Origin of the sequence: Ureibacillus aquaedulcis, assembly GCF_030418165.1 — a bacterium.
GTDB lineage: Bacteria > Bacillota > Bacilli > Bacillales_A > Planococcaceae > Ureibacillus > Ureibacillus aquaedulcis.
Genome location: NZ_JAUHTQ010000013.1, coordinates 63,727 through 84,587, shown reverse-complemented (window position 1 = coordinate 84,587; position 20,861 = coordinate 63,727). Strand labels below are relative to the sequence as shown.

Annotated in this window: 15 protein-coding genes and 1 riboswitch; of the genes, 13 read left to right on the top strand and 2 right to left on the bottom strand. The window is 40.4% G+C overall.

Going from position 1 to position 20,861, the window contains the following annotated elements:
* The first annotated feature begins 18 nt into the window (after nt 1–18).
* From pcrA to rlmD, 9 genes are all read left to right on the top strand, one after another.
* A complete protein-coding gene (gene pcrA, locus QYB95_RS15145) occupies nt 19–2,274 on the top strand; it encodes a DNA helicase PcrA (protein WP_301139203.1) in 2,256 nt (751 codons plus the stop codon).
* Nucleotides 2,275–2,335: 61 nt separating this feature from the next.
* Nucleotides 2,336–4,336 carry an NAD-dependent DNA ligase LigA gene (ligA, locus tag QYB95_RS15140; RefSeq protein ID WP_301139201.1) on the top strand — a complete coding sequence of 667 codons (2,001 nt, stop codon included), beginning with the start codon at nt 2,336–2,338 and terminating at the stop codon, nt 4,334–4,336.
* Nucleotides 4,337–4,350: 14 nt separating this feature from the next.
* Nucleotides 4,351–5,529: a CamS family sex pheromone protein gene (locus QYB95_RS15135; protein WP_301139200.1), complete on the top strand. Its 1,179-nt coding sequence runs from the start codon at nt 4,351–4,353 to the stop codon at nt 5,527–5,529.
* A 380-nt stretch (nt 5,530–5,909) separates the two neighbouring features.
* A complete protein-coding gene (gene gatC, locus QYB95_RS15130; protein ID WP_301139199.1) occupies nt 5,910–6,203 on the top strand; it encodes an Asp-tRNA(Asn)/Glu-tRNA(Gln) amidotransferase subunit GatC in 294 nt (97 codons plus the stop codon).
* 25 nt (nt 6,204–6,228) lie between these two features.
* On the top strand, nt 6,229–7,692 hold the full coding sequence (gatA, locus tag QYB95_RS15125) for an Asp-tRNA(Asn)/Glu-tRNA(Gln) amidotransferase subunit GatA (protein WP_301139198.1): 1,464 nt from the start codon (nt 6,229–6,231) through the stop codon (nt 7,690–7,692).
* A 2-nt stretch (nt 7,693–7,694) separates the two neighbouring features.
* Nucleotides 7,695–9,140 (top strand): Asp-tRNA(Asn)/Glu-tRNA(Gln) amidotransferase subunit GatB, encoded by a 1,446-nt coding sequence (gatB, locus tag QYB95_RS15120; RefSeq protein WP_301139197.1) that lies wholly within the window; start codon nt 7,695–7,697, stop codon nt 9,138–9,140.
* A gap of 157 nt (nt 9,141–9,297) precedes the next feature.
* A complete protein-coding gene (locus tag QYB95_RS15115; RefSeq protein WP_301139196.1) occupies nt 9,298–9,861 on the top strand; it encodes a thioredoxin family protein in 564 nt (187 codons plus the stop codon).
* A gap of 110 nt (nt 9,862–9,971) precedes the next feature.
* Nucleotides 9,972–10,898 (top strand): diacylglycerol kinase, encoded by a 927-nt coding sequence (locus QYB95_RS15110; RefSeq protein WP_301139194.1) that lies wholly within the window; start codon nt 9,972–9,974, stop codon nt 10,896–10,898.
* A 2,046-nt stretch (nt 10,899–12,944) separates the two neighbouring features.
* Nucleotides 12,945–14,306: a 23S rRNA (uracil(1939)-C(5))-methyltransferase RlmD gene (rlmD, locus tag QYB95_RS15105; protein ID WP_301139192.1), complete on the top strand. Its 1,362-nt coding sequence runs from the start codon at nt 12,945–12,947 to the stop codon at nt 14,304–14,306.
* A gap of 68 nt (nt 14,307–14,374) precedes the next feature.
* On the opposite strand, the gene QYB95_RS15100 is transcribed toward rlmD, so the two are convergent.
* Together QYB95_RS15100 and QYB95_RS15095 are read right to left on the bottom strand one after the other, a co-directional pair.
* Nucleotides 14,375–15,430 carry a HupE/UreJ family protein gene (locus QYB95_RS15100; protein WP_301139190.1) on the bottom strand — a complete coding sequence of 352 codons (1,056 nt, stop codon included), beginning with the start codon at nt 15,428–15,430 and terminating at the stop codon, nt 14,375–14,377.
* 89 nt (nt 15,431–15,519) lie between these two features.
* Nucleotides 15,520–17,055: a CehA/McbA family metallohydrolase domain-containing protein gene (locus QYB95_RS15095; RefSeq protein ID WP_301139189.1), complete on the bottom strand. Its 1,536-nt coding sequence runs from the start codon at nt 17,053–17,055 to the stop codon at nt 15,520–15,522.
* 471 nt (nt 17,056–17,526) lie between these two features.
* Nucleotides 17,527–17,626, top strand: a riboswitch (TPP riboswitch).
* Between the two features lie 146 nt (nt 17,627–17,772).
* Between QYB95_RS15095 and thiM the strand changes: the two genes are divergently transcribed.
* From thiM to mutM, 4 genes are all read left to right on the top strand, one after another.
* Nucleotides 17,773–18,609, top strand: a complete 837-nt coding sequence (thiM, locus tag QYB95_RS15090; protein ID WP_301139188.1) for a hydroxyethylthiazole kinase — start codon at nt 17,773–17,775, stop codon at nt 18,607–18,609.
* 4 nt (nt 18,610–18,613) lie between these two features.
* Nucleotides 18,614–18,913, top strand: a complete 300-nt coding sequence (locus QYB95_RS15085; protein ID WP_301139187.1) for an MTH1187 family thiamine-binding protein — start codon at nt 18,614–18,616, stop codon at nt 18,911–18,913.
* A 1-nt stretch (nt 18,914) separates the two neighbouring features.
* On the top strand, nt 18,915–19,655 hold the full coding sequence (locus QYB95_RS15080; RefSeq protein WP_301139186.1) for a thiamine phosphate synthase: 741 nt from the start codon (nt 18,915–18,917) through the stop codon (nt 19,653–19,655).
* A 247-nt stretch (nt 19,656–19,902) separates the two neighbouring features.
* A complete protein-coding gene (gene mutM / locus QYB95_RS15075) occupies nt 19,903–20,706 on the top strand; it encodes a bifunctional DNA-formamidopyrimidine glycosylase/DNA-(apurinic or apyrimidinic site) lyase (protein WP_301139185.1) in 804 nt (267 codons plus the stop codon).
* Nucleotides 20,707–20,861 lie beyond the last annotated feature (155 nt).

The window sequence follows — 20,861 nt, the reverse complement described above, 5'->3', positions numbered from 1 at the left end:
TATAGAAGGCGGTGCATCATGGAACAAATAACGAAAAACTTACTTAATGGCATGAATCCACAACAAGCTGAAGCCGTAAAAACAACGGATGGACCACTGTTGATTATGGCCGGAGCGGGATCTGGGAAAACGCGTGTTTTAACACACCGTATAGCGTACCTAGTTGTTGAAAAAGAAGTATATCCTTCAAAGATTTTAGCCATTACCTTTACAAATAAAGCAGCACGAGAAATGCGGGAGAGAATTGATAACCTGCTTGGAAACGGTACGACGGAAAGTATGTGGGTGTCTACATTCCACTCAATGTGTGTGCGTATTTTAAGACGCAACATCGATCGGATCGGCATTTCGAAGAATTTTTCAATTCTGGATTCAAGTGACCAATTATCCGTAGTAAAAAATGTTCTAAAAGAATTAAATATAGACCCGAAACGTTTTGAGCCAAGAGCAATCTTGAATGCCATCAGCTCTGCAAAGAATGAATGCATTACAGCAGATGTGTTCAAAGCAAATAGTAACCCGAACAATCCATATGAAAAAGTAGTTTCGCAAGTTTATGAAGGTTACGAAAAAAGGCTCCGTCGAAATCAATCACTAGACTTCGACGATTTGATCATGACAACCATTACACTCTTTGAGCGTGTGCCGGAGGTATTGGAATTCTATCAAAATAAATTCCAATACATACATGTGGATGAGTATCAAGATACCAACCATTCCCAGTATAAGCTTGTTCAATTGCTTGCACAAAAATTCAAGAATATCTGTGTTGTAGGCGATTCAGACCAATCCATTTACCGTTGGCGAGGAGCAGATATAGGCAATATCCTATCATTTGAAAAGGATTACCCGAACGCAAAAGCAATCCTGCTTGAGCAGAATTACCGCTCTACAAAACGAATCCTTCAAGCGGCTAATGATGTTATTGAAAATAACGAAAGCCGCTATCCAAAAAAATTAAGAACAGAAAATTTGGATGGTGAAAAGCTGGTTCTTTATAAAGCTTCAAACGAACAGGATGAAGCACAGTTTGTCGTCCAAACGATTCAAAAGCTAATGGACAAGGAAAATCGTACATTAGACGATTTTGCAATTCTCTATCGAACAAATGCACAATCCCGTGTTATGGAGGAAGTACTCGTAAAATCGAATATGACCTACCAAATCGTAGGCGGTACAAAGTTCTATGATCGTAAAGAAATCAAGGATTTACTGGCTTACCTACGTCTGATTGCGAATAATGATGATGACCTATCCTTGGCAAGGATTATCAATGAACCGAAACGAAGCATCGGGGCAACATCTTTTGAAAAGATTGCATCCTATGCCATTGGACAAGACCGTTCCATTTTCGATGCTATGAAGGAAGTTTTATTCATGGGGATTACAGGAAGAGCGGCAAGCAGTGTCGAGAAGTTTCACCAGCTAATCGAAGACTTCACTAAAATGCAGGACTACTTGTCGGTAACGGAACTTGTTGAGCAAGTGATTGAAAAGTCGGGTTATCGCGCAATGCTGGAAAATGAGAAAACAATTGAAGCAGAAAGTCGATTGGAAAATATCGAAGAATTCTTATCCGTAACGAAAGCGTTTGAAGAGCGCAGCGAAGATAAATCACTCATCGCCTTTCTGACCGACTTAAGTTTAATAGCAGACATTGATTCATTGGATAAAGAAGATACTTCAAAAGGAAGTATTATTTTAATGACAATGCACTCGGCAAAAGGACTGGAATTCCCGGTTGTATTCATTATCGGGATGGAGGAAAATATTTTCCCTCACTCGCGTTCCTTGGATGACGCAGCTGAAATGGAGGAAGAGCGTCGCCTTGCGTATGTTGGAATTACCCGTGCGGAGCAAAGACTGTATTTAACTTGTGCTGGTGCCAGAACTCTCTTTGGACGCTCAAGCTACAATATGCCATCCAGGTTCCTCCAAGAAATTTCGGATGATGTCATCGAGCAGATTTCCAAATCGGGAAATCGGTTTGATGAAGAAGAATTACCTTTTGGTGCAGGCAGAAACCGACTTCAAAGCCAAAGACGCCGCACGATTGGCAATGTCCAAACCAAGCCCCAAATTGCAAGCCTCCAATCCACTGGCGGCAACCAAATGCAATGGAAAGCGGGGGATAAAGCAGTGCATGGCAAGTGGGGCACTGGAACAGTAGTAAGCGTCAAAGGTGAAGGCGATGGCCTGGAACTGGATATTGCATTCCCGAACGTTGGGATTAAACGTTTGTTGGCAAAATTTGCGCCTATTACAAAAGGATAAAAAGCTTTAAAGAGCACCTATCTTAAACACTAGAGTAAGATTTTAATGCCGGAGGAATAACATGAACGAAATTGAAAAAAGAGTAGCCGAACTAAATAAACTGCTTCATGAGTATGGGCATGCCTACTATGTGCTGGATAAGCCACTGGTGCCGGATGCTGTCTATGACCAGCTATTGCATGAATTAATCGCTCTTGAAAAATCGAATCCATCCTTGATTTATCCTGATTCTCCTACAGGACGTGTCGGGGGTTCGCCGCTTCAGGGCTTTAAAAAGGTTACCCATACCTATCCGATGCTAAGTTTATCAAATGCTTTTGGCGAAGAGGATTTAAGAGATTTCGACCGAAAAATTCGCCAATCCATAGGCGATAACTTTTCATATGTTTGTGAATTGAAAATTGACGGGCTCGCCATTTCGCTGCGCTATGAAAACGGTGTGTTTGTGCAAGGTGCCACACGCGGTGATGGGACAGTTGGAGAAGATATTACAGCGAATTTAAAAACAATCCGTGCAATTCCTCTTCGCTTACAGGAACCCGTTACAATCGAAGTTCGCGGTGAAGCCTACATGCCCAAGAATTCCTTTGCAGCATTAAATGAAGCGCGTGGCGAAAAAGGAGAGGAACTTTTTGCCAACCCTCGGAACGCGGCAGCGGGCTCACTCCGCCAACTAGATCCAAGAATCGCTGCAAGCCGTAACTTGTCTACTTTTATATATGCTGTGGGTGGAGATGGTGAAGCTTACGGAATCGATTCTCATGCGGAAATGCTTGATTATTTGGAAACGCTGGGTTTCCCATCGAATAAAGAGCGCGAGTTCTGCGAAACAATTGAGGACGTTCTGGCGTTTATAAATAAGTGGACCGAAAACCGTCCGAATCTACCCTATGAAATAGATGGTATTGTAGTAAAGGTAAATCGCTATGCCCATCAAGATGAGCTTGGCTTTACTGCAAAGAGTCCACGCTGGGCTATTGCTTTTAAATTCCCGGCGGAAGAAGTTGTGACCACTATCACAGATATCGATTTAACAGTTGGCCGTACCGGCGTGGTTACCCCGACAGCAATCCTGAAACCGGTGCAAGTGGCGGGGACGACGGTGGGAAGAGCTTCTCTTCATAACGAAGATTTAATTCGACAGAAAGATATCCGGATCGGCGATACAGTCATTATTCATAAAGCTGGCGATATTATACCGGAAGTTGTCGCGGTTATTCTTGATCAACGTCCTGAAGATTCCGTGCCGTTTGAAATGCCAAAAAATTGTATTGCCTGTGGAAGCGAATTGGTCCGTATTGAAGGGGAAGTAGCTTTACGCTGTGTAAATCCAACATGTCCCGCACAAATTTCGGAAGGAATCAAACACTTTGTTTCCCGTAATGCGATGAATATTGATGGTCTTGGCGAAAAAGTAGTAGAACAACTTCTCCGTGCAGATTATATTCATGATGTCGCCGATCTTTATCATCTAGAAAAAGCACAGCTTGTTAGACTGGAACGAATGGGCGAAAAATCCGCTGCAAAATTAGTAGAAGCCATTGAACGTTCTAAAGAAAACTCAGTGGAACGATTGCTATTTGGGTTAGGGATTCGCCATGTTGGCGAGAAGGCAGCTAAACTATTGGCAGAACAATTTGAATCGATGGATGGACTTTTGCTTGCAAAAGAGGATGACATTACGGCAGTTCATGAAATTGGCGATAAAATGGCTGATTCAATCGTAACTTACTTCGATAAAGAAGAAGTTAAGGAACTGATTGAGCGATTAAAAGCAGCCGGCGTCAACATGGTGTACAAAGGGAAAAAAGTACAAGTCGAAGTTGGAGATAATCCATTTGCAGGGAAAACGATTGTGTTGACAGGTAAATTATCTCAATTGACACGCAATGAAGCAAAAGCGAAAATAGAAGAGTTGGGTGGAACCGTAACAGGTAGTGTCAGCAAGAAAACAGACCTCGTAATTGCAGGTGAAGATGCTGGGTCCAAGCTAACAAAAGCCACGGAACTAGGTATCGAAGTTTGGGACGAAGACCGCCTAGTACAACAATTACAACAGTAAAGGAGCTTCAAACGATGAACCGATTTCGCTGGATTCCGGCGATGGTCGTTGTTGCAATGCTAGCAGGTTGTGTGCCTTCATTTAAAGAAGATACAGAAGTGTTAAAAGATACAGATGAAACTGAAAGCGTAGTTGAAACGACAATCATCCCAAGTATGCAATTGAATGATAGTTATTATAGAACGCTGGTACCCTATAAAGAAAGTGCCAGCCGTGGATTAGTCGTATCAAATCTATATACAAAATATGACATCAAAGAAGTAGAAGAAGGTTTAATGCGACTTTCACAAAATGTATATGATACAGAAAATTACTACTTTCAGGAAGGCCAGTATTTAGATACCGATACAGTTAGTAACTGGCTTGCCAGAAGTAATCAAAATAAGGATGAACCAGAAGAGTTGAGGGGTTTGAATCCTCCTGATGTAGATGCAAACGGGGCAACTTTGTCTCCTGAAGTTAGAGCAAAGGAAGCGCCGATCTACTTAGCGCATGTGGTTGAACAGAATTACCTTGTCAAAACAGAGGATAACAAAGTAAAGCTTGGGGGTATCTCAATCGGGCTTGCCTTAAACTCCATTTATTATTACCAAAAGGAACAATACGGCGATACATTTGAAGAACCTATCCCGGATGCAGAGATTGAAAAAAAGGGAAAAGAGATTGCAGAAACAGTCATTTCCCGACTGCGTCAACGCGCGGAGCTTCAAGATGTTCCAATTGTGATTGGGCTATTTAAACAAACAGCCAATAACTCCATTGTCCCTGGAACCTATTTTTCATATAGTGTATCAGAGAAAGGGCAAAATACTGTAGGTGATTGGCAGGACATCAACGAGAAGTATGTGACGTTCCCAATGTCATCCCCTGATGAGCTTTATCGAACTGTCAATACAAGCTTCCAAAACTTTAAACAGGATGTCGACAAGTATTTTTCAAATTATACGAGCGTAATTGGAAAAGGATTCTATCAAAACGATACGCTTCGCAAGTTATCGATTGAAGTGCCGATCCAATTTTATGGCACTACCGAGATTATTGGGTTTACACAATATTTATCGGGTGTCATTATGCAGCAGCTACCCTTGGATGTGGACATCGAAGTCAGCCTCACATCCATAAACGGAGCAGAGGCGCTAATCATAAAAGAAGCAAATGAAGAAGAACCCTTCGTTCATATTTATGACTACTAAAAAAGTGCAGCCCAATGCGGCTGTACTTTTTTGATTAAGTTCTAAAATAGTATGTAAGCTGCGTAAATCCTCCTGAAATTTTAGAAGCTATATCTATGATGAGGGGATTTTTCAAAGAACACATATTATAGTACCAATCAAAATCTCACTTTAATCAGTTATCTTATTTATTTCGGATTCACATGTTTGAATTTATATAACATAAGGCGATAATAGAGTTTGATTCAATGTATTAAATTGGTAGAGGAATTACTCATTACCTAATGTGACGAACATTGACAAGAATGTTCGCATTTTTATCCAAATTTATGATTTATTTCACTAAAGGTGGTACAATTAATGATTATTGCCACGCTTTAGAATATCGGAGGTGTAAATTGATGGCGAAATTATCAAAAGAAGAAGTAAAACACGTTGCACATTTAGCTCGTCTTGCTATTACGGATGAAGAGGCAGAAAAATTTGCAGACCAATTAGGGAAAATTACTGACTTCGCACAAACATTAAATGAACTGGACACGACAAATGTAGAACCAACATCACATGTATTGCCAATCGTCAACGTGATGCGTGAGGACGTTGCACAAAAAGGTCTGGATCGCGATGCAATGATGCAAAACGTTAAAGAACAAGTGGATGGTCAGGTTAAAGTACCACCAATTTTAGAAGACTAAAAAGAGAGTAAAAGGAGGTCACCTCATGACGTTATTCAAACTTTCATCAAAAGAACTGCAAGAAGGCCTACATAACGGCGAATTCAAAATCGCCGACTTAACGAACGAAGCATTTGCCCGTATCGAAAACCTAGATAACGATGTACAAGCTTTCTTAGCTTTAAATAAAGAAAAGGCAACTGAACAAGCCGCACAAATGGATCAAGTACCATTTGAAGAACGCGGTCCACTTTTCGGGTTGCCTATCGGTGTTAAAGACAACATCGTAACAGAAGGGCTAGAAACAACTTGTGCTTCTAAAATACTGGAAGGCTTCATGCCTATCTATGATGCAACAGTAGTGAAAAAACTGCGTGAAGCAGGCATGGTAACAGTTGGAAAGCTTAACATGGATGAATTCGCAATGGGTTCATCAAACGAAAACTCTGCCTATAAAACAACAAAAAACCCATGGAACCTTGAACATGTACCAGGGGGGTCTTCAGGTGCATCTGCAGCTTCAGTTGCAGCCGGTGAAGTACCATTCTCTTTAGGTTCCGATACAGGTGGTTCAATCCGTCAACCGGCAGCTTATTGTGGTGTTGTAGGTATGAAACCTACTTATGGCCGTGTATCTCGTTTTGGTTTAGTAGCATTCGCTTCTTCACTTGACCAAATCGGGCCAATTACTCGTAATGTCTATGATAATGCACTTCTTTTAGAAGCAATTGCAGGAGTGGACGCTAACGACTCAACTTCAGCGGACGTGCCGGTACCAAACTATGCCTCTAAGTTAAATGGTGACATTAAAGGCTTACGTATTGCAGTACCAAAAGAATACCTTGGTGAAGGTGTTAACGAAGAAGTGAAAAAATCAGTATTGCAAGCTCTTGAAGTATTAAAAGGTCTAGGTGCCACTGTTGAAGAAGTATCACTGCCACACTCGAAATACGCATTAGCAGCTTACTATATTCTTTCATCTTCAGAGGCTTCATCCAACCTTTCACGTTTCGATGGAATCCGTTACGGTTTCCGTGCTGAAGGCGTGAAAAATTTAATGGAGCTTTATAAAGAAACACGTTCCCAAGGCTTTGGCGATGAAGTAAAACGCCGTATTATGCTGGGTACTTATTCTTTAAGTGCCGGAACTTATGATGCCTACTACAAAAAAGCACAGCAAACACGTACATTAATTAAACAAGATTATGATAAAGTGTTTGAAAACTATGATGTCATTGTTGGTCCTACTGCACCGACAGCGGCATTCAAAGTGGGTCAAAATATTGACGATCCAATGACGATGTACGCAAATGACATCTTAACGATTCCGATCAACCTTGCGGGCGTTCCTGCGATTTCAATTCCTTGTGGTTTTGAAAACGGACTTCCTCTAGGTTTACAAATCATCGGGAAGCATTTTGATGAGGAAACAATCTATCGCACAGCTTACGCTTATGAACAAGCGACGGATTTCCATACACAAACTCCTCAACTTTGGGAGGGTAAATAATCATGAACTTTGAAACAGTTATCGGTCTAGAAGTACACGTAGAGTTAAAAACAAATTCTAAAATTTTCTCTCCAGCTCCAAATCATTTTGGGGCGGAGCCAAATACAAATACAACAGTAATTGACCTTGGTTACCCAGGTGTATTACCAGTGTTGAACAAAAACGTTGTTGATTATGCTATGAAAGCTGCACTTGCACTTAACATGGATATCAACCAGCAAACTAAATTTGACCGCAAAAACTACTTCTATCCAGACAATCCAAAAGCTTATCAAATCTCTCAATTTGATAAACCAATCGGCGAAAATGGCTGGATTGAAATCGAAATCGAAGGTACTGACGGTCAACCGGGCTATACGAAAAAAATCGGGATTACCCGTCTTCATATGGAAGAAGATGCTGGTAAATTGACACATGGTGAAGGCTATTCTTTAGTAGACTTTAACCGTCAAGGTACACCACTTGTGGAAATCGTTTCCGAGCCGGATATCCGCACACCAGCAGAAGCTTATGCGTATCTTGAAAAGTTAAAAGCAATTATTCAATATACAGGTGTTTCTGATGTACGTATGGAAGAAGGATCACTTCGCTGTGACGCCAACATCTCTATCCGTCCTTACGGTCAAGAAGAATTTGGTACAAAGGCAGAGCTTAAAAACTTGAACTCATTCAACTTTGTACGTAAAGGTCTTGAGCATGAAGAAGTACGCCAAGCAGAAGTTTTAATGTCCGGCGGAGAAATTAAACAAGAAACTCGTCGTTTCGATGAGAAGACTGGCAAAACAATCTTAATGCGCGTAAAAGAAGGAACAGACGATTACCGTTACTTCCCGGAACCAGACCTAGTAGATCTTCATATCGATGATGAGTGGCTCGAACGCGTAAAAGCTTCAATCCCTGAGCTTCCGGATGCTCGCAAAAAACGCTATGTTGAAGAACTTGGGCTTAATAATTACGACGCAAGTGTGCTTGTTGTCAACAAAGTCATCTCTGATTTCTTTGATGAAATGGTCGCACAAGGAGCAGACGCGAAACTTTCTGCCAACTGGTTAATGGGAGATGTATCAGCTTACTTAAACGCAGAACAAAAAGAATTGGCTGATACGCCATTAACGCCTGAGAACTTAGCGGGTATGGTGAAAATAATTGCAGATGGAACTATCTCATCCAAAATTGCGAAAAAAGTATTCACTGAGCTTGTGAAAAACGGTGGAGACGCAAACGAAATCGTCAAAGCAAAAGGTTTGGTTCAAATCTCTGACCCATCTGTTCTGCTTGGCTTAGTAACAGAAGTACTTGATGCGAACCCACAATCCATCGAAGACTTTAAAAACGGGAAAGACCGTGCAATCGGCTTCCTGGTAGGCCAAATCATGAAAGCTTCAAAAGGACAAGCAAACCCACCAATGGTCAACAAGATCTTGCTTGAAGAAATCAATAAAAGATAAGCTGGTTTCAAGTTTGAGCAACACGAAATAATTCCATATAGCCCCTGTAAGTTGAATGTTAAATTTGGCTTATAGGGGCTTTATTTTCGAAACAGAAAAATTGTATTTCTTTTAAATCAGAGGCAAAATGGAATTAATAAGGAATGGAGGTTTTAGTATGAAAACTGAACAACAATATTTTGAAGAATCAATGACAATGGCCGAGTACATGGACCAAATGACAACAAATTTAAAAGAGCCGAGCTTTAAAGTATACGAGAACTTTAACGTGAACCCAGAAGATGAGGTATTCCAATTATTAAAAGCAAAAAAACCTCATATTTTAGCAATAACAGAAGATTGGTGCGGGGATGCGATGCTTAATAACCCGGTCATCCGCAAGATTGCTGAAGAAGCCGATCTAGAAATTCGTTGTGCATTCCGTGATGCGGATACAGATTTAATCGATCGCTACTTAACAAATGGCGGACGAGGGATTCCCATTTATCTAATCTTAAGTGAACAAGGCGAAGTTGTTGGAAAATGGGGGCCGCGTGCCAAGGAATTACAACAATTAGTAATGGATATGCGTGCACAACTTCCAGAAAAAGACGACCCTTCATTTGAAGAAAAGCAAAAAGAGATGTATACTAACTTGCAGGAGAAATATGTAAAAGACCCACAGTGTGCAAACTGGGTATACGAAGATATGAAGACAGTCATCTCGAAAGCGTTATCATAATATAGATTTAGGTGGAAGTTCTCTTCAAATTCAAAAATTTTTTATTTGAAGGGAACCTCTTTACGCCTAAATATGTTTTTACATAATAAAAGGTATAGGATGGAAAAAACATGAAAAGAGCGAGAATCATTTATAATCCAACGTCGGGTAGGGAACTATTCCGGAAGCATTTGCCTGAAGTGCTGGAAAAACTGGAAACAGCAGGCTATGAAACATCTTGTCATGCGACAACTTGTGAAGGAGACGCTAAAGTGGCTGCTGCCCACGCAGTTGAACGTGGATTTGATATTATCATAGCTGCTGGCGGTGACGGTACTTTAAATGAAGTGGTAGCGGGGATGAGTCCATATGAAAAGCGACCGAAATTGGGTGTCGTACCAATGGGAACAACAAACGATTTTGCGCGTGCAATCCGGGTACCAAGAGCAATCGACGAGGCAATCGATATTATTGTTAAAGGCGATACAATTCCTGTAGATGTTGGATTAATAGATGATGACCGCTACTTTATTAATATTGCTGCGGGTGGTCGGATTACTGAGTTAACATACGAAGTACCAAGCAAAATGAAAACCATTCTTGGACAACTTGCCTATTACTTAAAGGGCATTGAGATGATCCCATCGATTAAAGCCACAACAATGCGGATTGAGTATGATGACGAGGTATTCGAAGGGGAAGCCATGATGTTCCTGTGTGGCTTAACGAATTCGGTTGGAGGATTTGAAAAAATTGCTCCTGACGCAAGCATTAACGATGGCCTCTTCACCATGATGATCCTAAAAAAATGTAATATCGCCGATTTTGTTAGAATCGCATCATTGGCTTTACGCGGAGAGCATCTTAACGACCCCAACGTAATCTACCAAAAGGCAAGTGTTGTCAAAGTAACCTCACCCATTGATGAAGAAGACATCCACATCAACCTGGATGGAGAATACGGCGGCGACGCACCCGTAACCTTCACCAACCTAAAAAGACATATCGAAGTATTCGTCCCAATCGACGACATCCGCGACTTGGATCGAGTAGAATAATAAGATGATTTGTAACCCATATGGCAGTTAGCGTGGATTAGGCTGACTGTTGTGTGGGTTTTTTATGCTATTTAGGGTATAAGTGAGTGTTTAGAGGATGAAACGTGTAAGCGGGGTGAAATGCATTGGAGATGCTTTTCATCGATGATATAAAAAGCATTTGGGGGGGAGGAATCTGTTTGAGATGCGTTTTATAAGTGAGATCAAACATATTCTGGGGGAGAAATTCGTTTGAGATGCGTTTCATAGGTGAGATGAAACGCATGTGGGGGGAGGAATCTGTTTGAGATGCGTTTTATAAGTGAGATCAAACGTATTCTGGGGGAGAAATTCGTTTGAGATGCGTTTCATAAGTGAGATGAAAAGCATGTGGGGGGAGGAATGCATTTGAGACGCGTTTCATGGGGGAGATGAAACGCTTTTGGGAGGAGAAATGCATTTGAGACGCGTTTCATAAGTGGAATCTAACGCATGTGGGGGAGAAATGTGCATGAGAAGCGTTTGATAAGTGAGCTGAAACGCATTTAGGGAGAGAAATTCGTTTGAGATGCGTTTCATAAGTGAGCTGAAACGCATTTGGGGCGAGGAATTCGTTTGAGATGCGTTTGATAAGTGAGCTGAAACGCATTTGGAGGGAGAAATTCATTTGAGACGCGTTTGATAAGTGAGCTGAAACGCATGTGGGGCGAGGAATTCGATTGAGACGCGTTTGTGAGCTGAAACGCATTTGGAGGGAGAAATTCATTTGAGACGCGTTTGATAAGTGAGCTGAAACGCATTTAGGGAGAGAAATTCGTTTGAGATGCGTTTGATAAGTGAGCTGAAACGCATTTGGAGGGAGAAATTCGTTCGAAATGCGTTTGATAAGTAAGATGAAGCACTTCTGGGTGTTGGATTTCATTTAAAAAGTGCATCAAGGGAGTGTTGAAGTACTTTAAGGTATTAGTTTTCATTTAAAAAGTGCATCATAGGTGTGATGAGGCACTTTAGGGTGTTGGATTGCATTTGAGAAGTGCATCATAGGTGGATGAAGCACTTTAGGGTGTTGGATTGCATTTGAGAAGTGCATCATAGGTGGATGAAGCACTTTAGGGTGTTGGATTGCATTTGAGAAGTGCATCATAGGTGTGATGAGGCACTTTAGGTTGGCTGTATTCATCTGAAAAGTGCATCATGAGTGTAATGAAGTACTTTTGGTTTGCGGTCTATAATTGAAAAGTGCATCATGATTTTTGCGCCTGACGCAGGCTTCCGGCGCAGAAAATAAAGTCAACTCAACTTACTGTTGAGTTGGTGAAATCCTTTTGAATATATACTTTGAATTAGGTAAGGTTATGGTTTCATATAAAAGTATTTATGCGCCTGACGCAGGCTTTCGGCGCAGAAAATAAAGTCAACTCAACTTACTGTTGAGTTGGTGAAAATCCTTTTGAATATATACTTTGAATTAGGTAAGGTTATGGTTTCATATAAAAGTATTTTTGCGCCTGACGCAGGCTTTCGGCGCAGAAAATAAAGTCAACTCAACTTACTGTTGAGTTGGTGAAATCCTTTTGAATATATACTTTGAATTAGGTAAGGTTATGGTTTCATATAAAAGTATTTATGCGCCTGACGCAGGCTTCCGGCGCAGAAAATAAAGACGACTCAATTTTCTTTTGATTATATGGAGAAGTGTTTTAAGAAAATAATACTTTTCATTTATTGTTTATGCGCCTGACGCAGGCTTTCGGCGCAGAAAATAAAGACGACTCAATTTTCTTTTGATTATATGGAGAAGTGTTTTAAGAAAATAATACTTTTCATTTATTGTTTATGCGCCTGACGCAGGCTTTCGGCGCAGAAAATAAAGTCAACTCAACTTACTGTTGAGTTGGTGAAAATCCTTTTGAATATATACTTTGAATTAGGTAAGGTTATGGTTTCATATAAAAGTATTTATGCGCCTGACGCAGGCTTCCGGCGCAGAAAATAAAGACGACTCAATTTTCTTTTGAGTCGTCTTTATTTATGCTACTATAAAAGCACTGAAATGGAGGACGGAAGATGGTAGCACCAGTTAAGAAAAATGATCGTAAAACAGTTTATATAGAAGATTTAACACATGATGGCAATGGTGTAGCAAAGATTGATGGATTCCCTTTATTTATCCAAGGAGCACTACCCCAAGAAACCGTGGAAGTACATGTATTAAAAACGCTAAAAAATTACGGATTCGCCAAAATCGTAGACATTATAAAAGAATCACCCGACCGAGTGAAGGCACCATGTATTTACTTCGGCAAATGTGGGGGCTGCCAGCTTCAGCATCTATCATATGAAGGGCAGCTGAAATGGAAGGAAAACATGGTCCGTAATTTAATGAAGCGAATCGGGAAGATTGATGCTCCAGTATTGCCTGTAAAAGGAATGCAGGACCCGTGGAATTACAGAAACAAGTCCCAAATTCCATTTTCAATGACGGAAACTGGTCCGATTGCTGGCTTTTATAAATCAAAATCACACGAAATCGTGGATATGGAACGTTGTTTAATTCAGGTGAGTGAAGCAGATGCGATGATGGCCAACCTTAAAAAGGAACTTATGGAAATCGGTTTGCAACCTTATAATGAAGCTTCTCATCAGGGCATGCTGCGCCATGTAGTAGTTCGTAAAGGACGGGCAACAGGAGAAGTCATGATTGTGCTTGTCACGAATAAACATAAGTTCCCTCAAAAAGAAGCGGCAATTGCTTTGATTCAAAAGCTGGTACCAAATGTGACGTCAATTGTTCAAAACATTAACATTGAAAAAACAAATGTGATTCTTGGAAATGAGACGGTTACACTTTGGGGGAAAGATTTCATCGAGGATACAATCGGTGGTGTCCGCTTTGAGATTTCAGCCCGCTCGTTCTATCAAGTAAACCCGGTTCAAACAGAAGTATTATACAAACAAGCCTTAGACTACGCACAACTAACTGGTAATGAACGAGTGATTGATGCTTACTGTGGTATCGGAACAATTTCATTATTCTTAGCGCAAAAAGCCAAATCTGTAATGGGTGTGGAAATCGTTGAGCAAGCAATAGAAGACGCGAAACGCAATTCTGAATTAAATGGCTTCACCAATACTTACTTTGAAGCTGGTCCGGCAGAAGAGGTCATCCCACGCTGGTACGCAGATGGGAAAGAAGCAGATGTACTAGTTGTCGACCCGCCGCGCAAAGGCTGCGACGAAGCATTACTGACAACAATCGTCGAGCAAAAACCAAAACGGGTGGTATACGTGTCATGTAACCCTGGTACACTCGCTCGCGATCTTCGCGTCCTAGAAGACGGTGGCTACAAAACAATGGAAATCCAGCCGGTGGACATGTTCCCGCAGACGACACACTGTGAAGCAGTCGCATGGCTGGAATTAAAATAATAATTAAAAAGAACGAGTCCTGACGAAAGGATTCGTTCTTTTGCTTTTTAAGGAAACGGTTGTGGAAATTAAAATGCTCTTTCAATAAACCAAAGGAATCCAAAGGCTAAGATTGCTACTGAAGCTCCAGGAATTACCCATTTAGATGGTTTGAAAGTTAATGTTTTCAGCCAGAGAAGAATAGGGAATACGATAGCTACAATAACCAGTTGGCCTATTTCAATCCCGATATTGAAAGATATTAGAGAAGTAGCTAGGTGACTTGCATCTAGTCTCATTTCAGAAAGGATTCCTGCAAAACCGAATCCGTGGACAAGACCAAAGGCAAAGGCAAGCCATGGCTGATGCTTTGAATCAGGGTTAAAAATATTAATAAGTGCTACATAAATTATACTTAAAGCAATAGCAGCTTCTACAAAACTACTTGGTAGATGTACAATATCCAACGTTGCAAGGGCTAAGGTGATACTATGGGCAATCGTAAATGCAGTTACCAAAGTGAAAGTATTTCTGATGGTCTTTATTCCAAATAATAAGCTGATAACAAACAGAATATGATCATAGCCTGTAAAGATATGCTTTAATCCCAGTAATAGAAACTGTAATACGTTTTGAACGAAATTCATTTCACCAATTTCTAGCTCTCTCGATTCAAAGGTAAGAACTTCTTCCTGTTGTTCACCATCAAATGTAACAGTTGCGTAGTTAGCATGACTTGGGTCTGAATCATCTAAAAACATATTATAATTTAGTACTAGTTTTTGAGGTTTATCACCAAGTTCATATGTTAGGTTCATGACAGCAAACTGTTTGTTACTAATCGTTTCTACACCGGACCTTTCAATTGTTCCTTCCAGTTTAATGCTATCCGCATAAAGTTCAATGCGAGAATTAATATAATTCTGAACTATTTTTGTATTAAATAACTGTTGATTGTCCAATTCCTGATTCATTGCATGACCGAGTTCCGCGAGATCCACCTTCAGTTCATAATTAATATTATGATCAGTTACTTCAATCATAGAGTAACCTTCACTATTATTAGAATGAGCATATGTAGAAGGGAGTTGAACGGTTGTGGTAATTGAAAGTACTAGCAAAATAAGTAAAAATAGTTTTTTCATTAGATCTACCCCGTTTTTGGTTGGTTATTAACAAGCGTTAAGAATATGGAAAGACAAGGAGTTAAGCGTCTCCTCGTCTTATTTTTAGATTATTTATCAGTTTTGATAAATACAGGGTTTGAGTAGAACCAAAGATCTGTCCATGGGTCTTCCCCACGAGGATCTGTTGCTGGTTCCAATTCATCTGTGTTCGTACCACGTAAACGGATATAGCTGTCATTTTCAACAGATTCTAAAGTATAAGTGATTTCAATGTATTCTCCATTTTTTGTCCAGTCTTCCTCCGTGAAGCGTTTAACAACTTTTGTAGTTGGGTTTGTCGCAATGGAGCGATCTTCTACTGCGCCAGTAACTTCTCCCATGATTAAATCAACGCGTTTTACTTCTGGTTTATCTCCATTGGCGTTGGCGGCATTTGGGTCTTTCATGCGAATTGTTACCGTTACATCCTTGGTTTTTCCAGGTAAAGTAAGCGTTTCACCCAAAGTTGCCGAATTTCCGTTAGATTGTGCAAATAATGGTGATTTCCCACCTGCTTGAACTTTCATATCCAATTCGGAAATTAGGTCACCTGTAGTAACAAAGACATTTCCGCCACGAAGACTTTCCATGATATCATCGTAGTCTTTTTCAGCTTTTACATACGTTTTGGAATATTCACCTGGCCAGAAGTCGCTACCTCCATCCCGCCAGTTGACATGTGAGTCGGATGTTGCAGTAATCCACCAGTGTCTTCCTTCTCCAAGCATAGAATCCCAAAGACCGCCAACCTTAGCAGCCATTTGATCAAATCCACCCATTGTTGGGTAGTTGTTATATGAACCTCGAGCTCCATTATCAAGTTCGCCATCAGGAGTTAATGCTGAAGCTTGATGGCCCGGAGCCCCTTCCATCCCTATTGAGATAGTAGGGGCTAAATCGTTCCAATTACGGAACTCCTCAGGTGTATCTTGCCCCCACTCGCCATCACCTGTTGCTGAACGTGATGGGTGGTGAGCGATATGAATTGGCTGTTCGTCCTCATCCAGTTCTGTTAACATATAATTTAAAGCGTCAATCATGGTAGATTCAGTATCCCTGCTACCATCGTTTGGATAGGGTTCGCGTTTATTAAATTGACTTTCGATACCGTAAAGAATTTGTGATTCGTTATCCACTTTAGGGATCATTAATGTACTGTGGTCTGCAGCAGGAGTATCAAATTCCATTCCATAAAATTGAATTAGCTCTGGAAATGCTTCACGTGATTTTAATAGTTCAGGATAAGCTTGCTCTAAATTTACCTTTGAATGGTTAGGGCCACCATGATCCGTTGTCATAACCCAGTCAAGCCCGTATTTTGTTGCGTTTTCAGCATTTTTCACTATTGGGTAAATAGCATCTCCGCCTTGAATGGGTGTCGGAGGATTTGTAGAGTTGTCCCAACCAACACTCCATTCACTATGGACGTGATGATCACCTGCAAGCCAAGTCTTATTCTTTTGTTTTACTTCTTCTTGGGTTAATTGTTTTGCTGCTGCTGTTTTGCTATTTCCATCAGTAGTAAAAGCTTGTGCAGTAAAAGCTGCAGTGGCAAGAATGCTTGTTGCGATTAATGGTATTACTTTTTTTACTCTTTTTTGCATTGAAAGTTCCTCCTAAAATGGTGATTGCCTAACGTACTGAATTATAGGAAGCAAATGTATAAATAAGATTACTGGAATATGAATATAGTGTAAATTTTGCATTTTTTATATAAAATGATAAAATATCATTATTTTATTATGGGTCGTATAGAATGGCAGAAGATTCTTCTGTGAAGATAAAGTATCGATAAATTATATAAGAATATTGAAATTGTAAGTACAATAGGAGAAAAAAACTATTGGAGAATATTAAACGGAGTACTTGAATAGAATAAGAAACAACTGGTAAATATTAATGAAAAATAAGCTGGATTATTATTTTAGAGGAATCTAGCTTAGATGCATAAACCCTCCAACATCTCTGTGCTGCTACTACACTAAACTCACTGTGAAGCAGTCGCATGGCTAGAACTAGCATAATTTGACATTCGAGATATCAATTGATAGTATGTGTTATAACAAACTGAATAGTAAATATTGCGGGGGGACTCTTTGGAGTTGAGAAGGTTAAAACCTGACTCTTTGAACCTGTCAGTTAATACTGGCGTAGGGAAGCGATTCATTAGATTTATGAGCAGTGATTCGAATTGTGCTTTTCCTATTTATATTTAATGGGAGAGCACTTTTTTATTCGGCCTTAGTGAATTTATACCTGTAAAACCCTGCCTTGTAATCTATTCGTTCGTATATAGAGTGATATAGAAAGGTGATTGGAAAATGGTTAGTAAACAGGAGATTCAAAGCAAAATTAGGCAGACGGTTGAAATGGTAAGGCGGACAAATCCGATCGCTGGTTCCATTACGAACTCTGTAACGATTAATTTTGTGGCGAATGCACAGCTTGCAGTTGGTGGATCTGCCGCGATGGTGTACTTGCCGGATGAGGCAGAGTTTTTGGCAAAGGCTGGCGGAGCTATGTATGTCAATATGGGAACGTTGTTACCGATTTATGAGGAGACGTTACCTTATGCAGCAAAGGTTTTGCATGAAACAGGAAAGCCTTGGGTACTAGATCCTGTTGCTGTAGGTATTGGTTCTCTTAGAACGCAGATTTTACAACAATTTAAGGAATATAAACCAACAATTATCAGAGGTAATGCTTCGGAAATTATCGCATTAGCTGGTTTATGGGGACTAGATGGAGGTACAGACGAGTCGAATGTTAGAGGTGTTGATTCTACGGATTCAGTAAGTGCGGCTAAAACGGCAGCTATTGCGCTTGCTAAGTGGACAGGAGGCGCCGTTGCTGTCTCAGGTGAAACGGATTTAATAACAGACGGCTCTATTATGGCTGTTTCTTATGGAGGTTCGCACTTCATGGAGAAAATCACGGGTGCAGGTTGCTCGTTAGGTGGAGTCGTAGCTGTGTATGCAACGGCAACTTCGCCATTTATCGCGGCACTTACCGCATCTGCGCTGTACAATCTAGCCGGAAAACGGGCCGAACTCAAGGTGGATGGGCCAGGAAGTTTCCAAGTTCAATTTTTGGATGAATTATATAAAGCAAAGGCTGAAGAAATTGCGGGCAATTCATTTGATATGGAGGAGGTTTAGTCTTATGAATACATTGGTAGCAGTTGCTATTGCGCCGCTTGGTATAGGCACTGAATTGGCAAATGAAGTTGCTGAAGTTGTGAAAGTTATTCGGGAGTCAGGATTGCCAAATCGAACTACATCTATGTTTACGGAGATCGAGGGCGAATGGGATGAAGTAATGAAAGTAGTAAAAGAAGCTACATTTGTCCTTGCTGAAAAAGGAATTCGGACGGAAGTTGTCTTAAAAGCAGATATTCGACCAGGATATACTAATACGATCAATACAAAAGTGGATAAAGTAAATGATATTTTAGGAGGATAAAATGGGTCCCGTAAAAAAAATTGATATTTCCAAATACTTAGTTGTAGGTCCTGAAAATACTAAAGGTCGTCCAGTTGCGACAATTATTAAAGATGCAGTGAATGCAGGTTTTACTTGCATTCAAATTCGTTCCAAAGTTGCCTCTGCCAAAGAACTGATTGGGCTAACGCGTCACGCGGCAGAAGCCATTGAAGAGGCTGGAAAATCCCAAGAGGTTGCGCTGCTTGTAAATGACCGGCTTGATATTGTTTTAGCTGCGAGAAAACAAGGAATAAAAGTGGATGGCATTCATGTGGGGCAAACGGATATACCGGTGAATGTTTGTCGTGAATATTTAGGTGAAGATTCCATTGTGGGTTTATCTGCTCGAGCAGATGAATTATTTGAGTATATAAAAACGGAGGATGTTTCTCAACTTGATTATTTTGGTGTCGGACCGTTGCGTGAAACACAAACAAAACCCGATTGTGGACTTGGAAAAGATGGCAAGGTAATTACAAGAAGTCTTGCTGATATTGCTAAAATATCTGAGATTAGTTCGATTCCGGTCGTCGTTGGCGGTGGTGTAAAGCTCGCTGATATACCTTCTCTTGCGCAAACTGGAGTAGATGGTTTCTTTGTCGTATCAGCTGTGACTGAGGCTGATAATCCAAAACAGGAGGCAACAAATTTAGTGAAAGCCTGGAACAGTTATAAATCTAGAAAGAGACAATTAACTAAGCAATTAACGCCTCCAAACTGATGTAAGATTATTTGCATAATAAAAGCAATACATCATAAACTGCAATATGGCTTTACTATCCCTCATCGTGTTTTGAGGGATTTTTTGTTGTATTGTTGAGTTGAAAAATCCGTTCTTTTTGCTTGTTGCAGAAAGTGTATTTTCAACGAATCAAGGAAGTTTAGTAACGTTCCTCAACGCCAGTATTCATAATAACCCTCCAATAGGAAATACTGTATATACAGATTATAAAATGGAGGATAAAACTATGCCTGAATTGCCGGAGATGGAAACATATAAAACATTGCTGGGCTCATTGATAGGTGGGCAAGAAATTACAAACGTTGAGATTGGGCGGGAAAAGTCGATTAATGTACCGGTTGAGCGGTTTACTGCAAGGGTTTCCAATCAAACGATAAAAACGATTACCAGAAGAGCCAAGTATTTAGTTTTCCAACTGCAGGATGATTCCTATTTACTGTTGCATTTGATGCTTGGTGGGTGGATGTTTTTTGGGAAAGAAGAAGATAAACCAGACAGGACCATTCAAGTAAAGCTTTCCTTTGGGGAACAGCATCTTTATTTCATTGGACTGCGATTGGGCTACCTGCATCTTTTATCACCAGAAGAGGTTAAGGAAGAGTTTGAAAAACTTGGACCTGAAGTGCTCCAGCCTGATTTTACATTGGATGCCTTTCAGCAGCTAATGGAGAAAAGAAAGGGAACGATTAAAACCACATTAATCAATCAAGAAGTGCTTGCTGGAATAGGGAATGGATATTCAGACGAGATTCTTTGGCATGCAGAGATTCGCCCCCATAAAAAAATCAATGAGCTAGACGATCAACAAGTAACCAGGCTGTATCATTCGATTCAATTTATCCTTAAAAAAGGAGTCGAACAAGGTGGCTATATGGAAAATGCGCTATATAAGGGCGATGACAAAACAGGAGGCTACCAATTTTATGTCTACGATAAAGAAGGCAAAGAATGTTCTCGTTGCAATACTCCCATTGAAAAAGATGAAATCTCATCACGGAAAACTTACTTTTGCCCCAGCTGCCAGCGTTAATAGGAGTTGGAAAGCGCGGAGATGGTGATGGACAAGTTTATCCAGATACACGTTAAATATGTAATAATCTCACTGTACTATTGTGCTGCAATATTTTGCGTGGTTACAGTTAGTATAATCAGTAACCAAGAACGGATTCTTATTGAGGAGTTCGT

Bases quoted from the DNA above. Each gene is read 5' to 3' on its own strand.
- gatB (WP_301139197.1), top strand. From the start codon at position 7,695: ATGAACTTTGAAACAGTTATCGGTCTAGAAGTACACGTAGAGTTAAAA.
- QYB95_RS15100 (WP_301139190.1), bottom strand. From the start codon at position 15,430: ATGAAAAAACTATTTTTACTTATTTTGCTAGTACTTTCAATTACCACA.
- QYB95_RS15110 (WP_301139194.1), top strand. From the start codon at position 9,972: ATGAAAAGAGCGAGAATCATTTATAATCCAACGTCGGGTAGGGAACTA.
- pcrA (WP_301139203.1), top strand. From the start codon at position 19: ATGGAACAAATAACGAAAAACTTACTTAATGGCATGAATCCACAACAA.
- QYB95_RS15135 (WP_301139200.1), top strand. From the start codon at position 4,351: ATGAACCGATTTCGCTGGATTCCGGCGATGGTCGTTGTTGCAATGCTA.
- rlmD (WP_301139192.1), top strand. From the start codon at position 12,945: ATGGTAGCACCAGTTAAGAAAAATGATCGTAAAACAGTTTATATAGAA.
- thiM (WP_301139188.1), top strand. From the start codon at position 17,773: ATGGTTAGTAAACAGGAGATTCAAAGCAAAATTAGGCAGACGGTTGAA.
- QYB95_RS15095 (WP_301139189.1), bottom strand. From the start codon at position 17,055: ATGCAAAAAAGAGTAAAAAAAGTAATACCATTAATCGCAACAAGCATT.
- ligA (WP_301139201.1), top strand. From the start codon at position 2,336: ATGAACGAAATTGAAAAAAGAGTAGCCGAACTAAATAAACTGCTTCAT.
- QYB95_RS15115 (WP_301139196.1), top strand. From the start codon at position 9,298: ATGAAAACTGAACAACAATATTTTGAAGAATCAATGACAATGGCCGAG.
- QYB95_RS15085 (WP_301139187.1), top strand. From the start codon at position 18,614: ATGAATACATTGGTAGCAGTTGCTATTGCGCCGCTTGGTATAGGCACT.
- gatC (WP_301139199.1), top strand. From the start codon at position 5,910: ATGGCGAAATTATCAAAAGAAGAAGTAAAACACGTTGCACATTTAGCT.
- gatA (WP_301139198.1), top strand. From the start codon at position 6,229: ATGACGTTATTCAAACTTTCATCAAAAGAACTGCAAGAAGGCCTACAT.
- QYB95_RS15080 (WP_301139186.1), top strand. From the start codon at position 18,915: ATGGGTCCCGTAAAAAAAATTGATATTTCCAAATACTTAGTTGTAGGT.
- mutM (WP_301139185.1), top strand. From the start codon at position 19,903: ATGCCTGAATTGCCGGAGATGGAAACATATAAAACATTGCTGGGCTCA.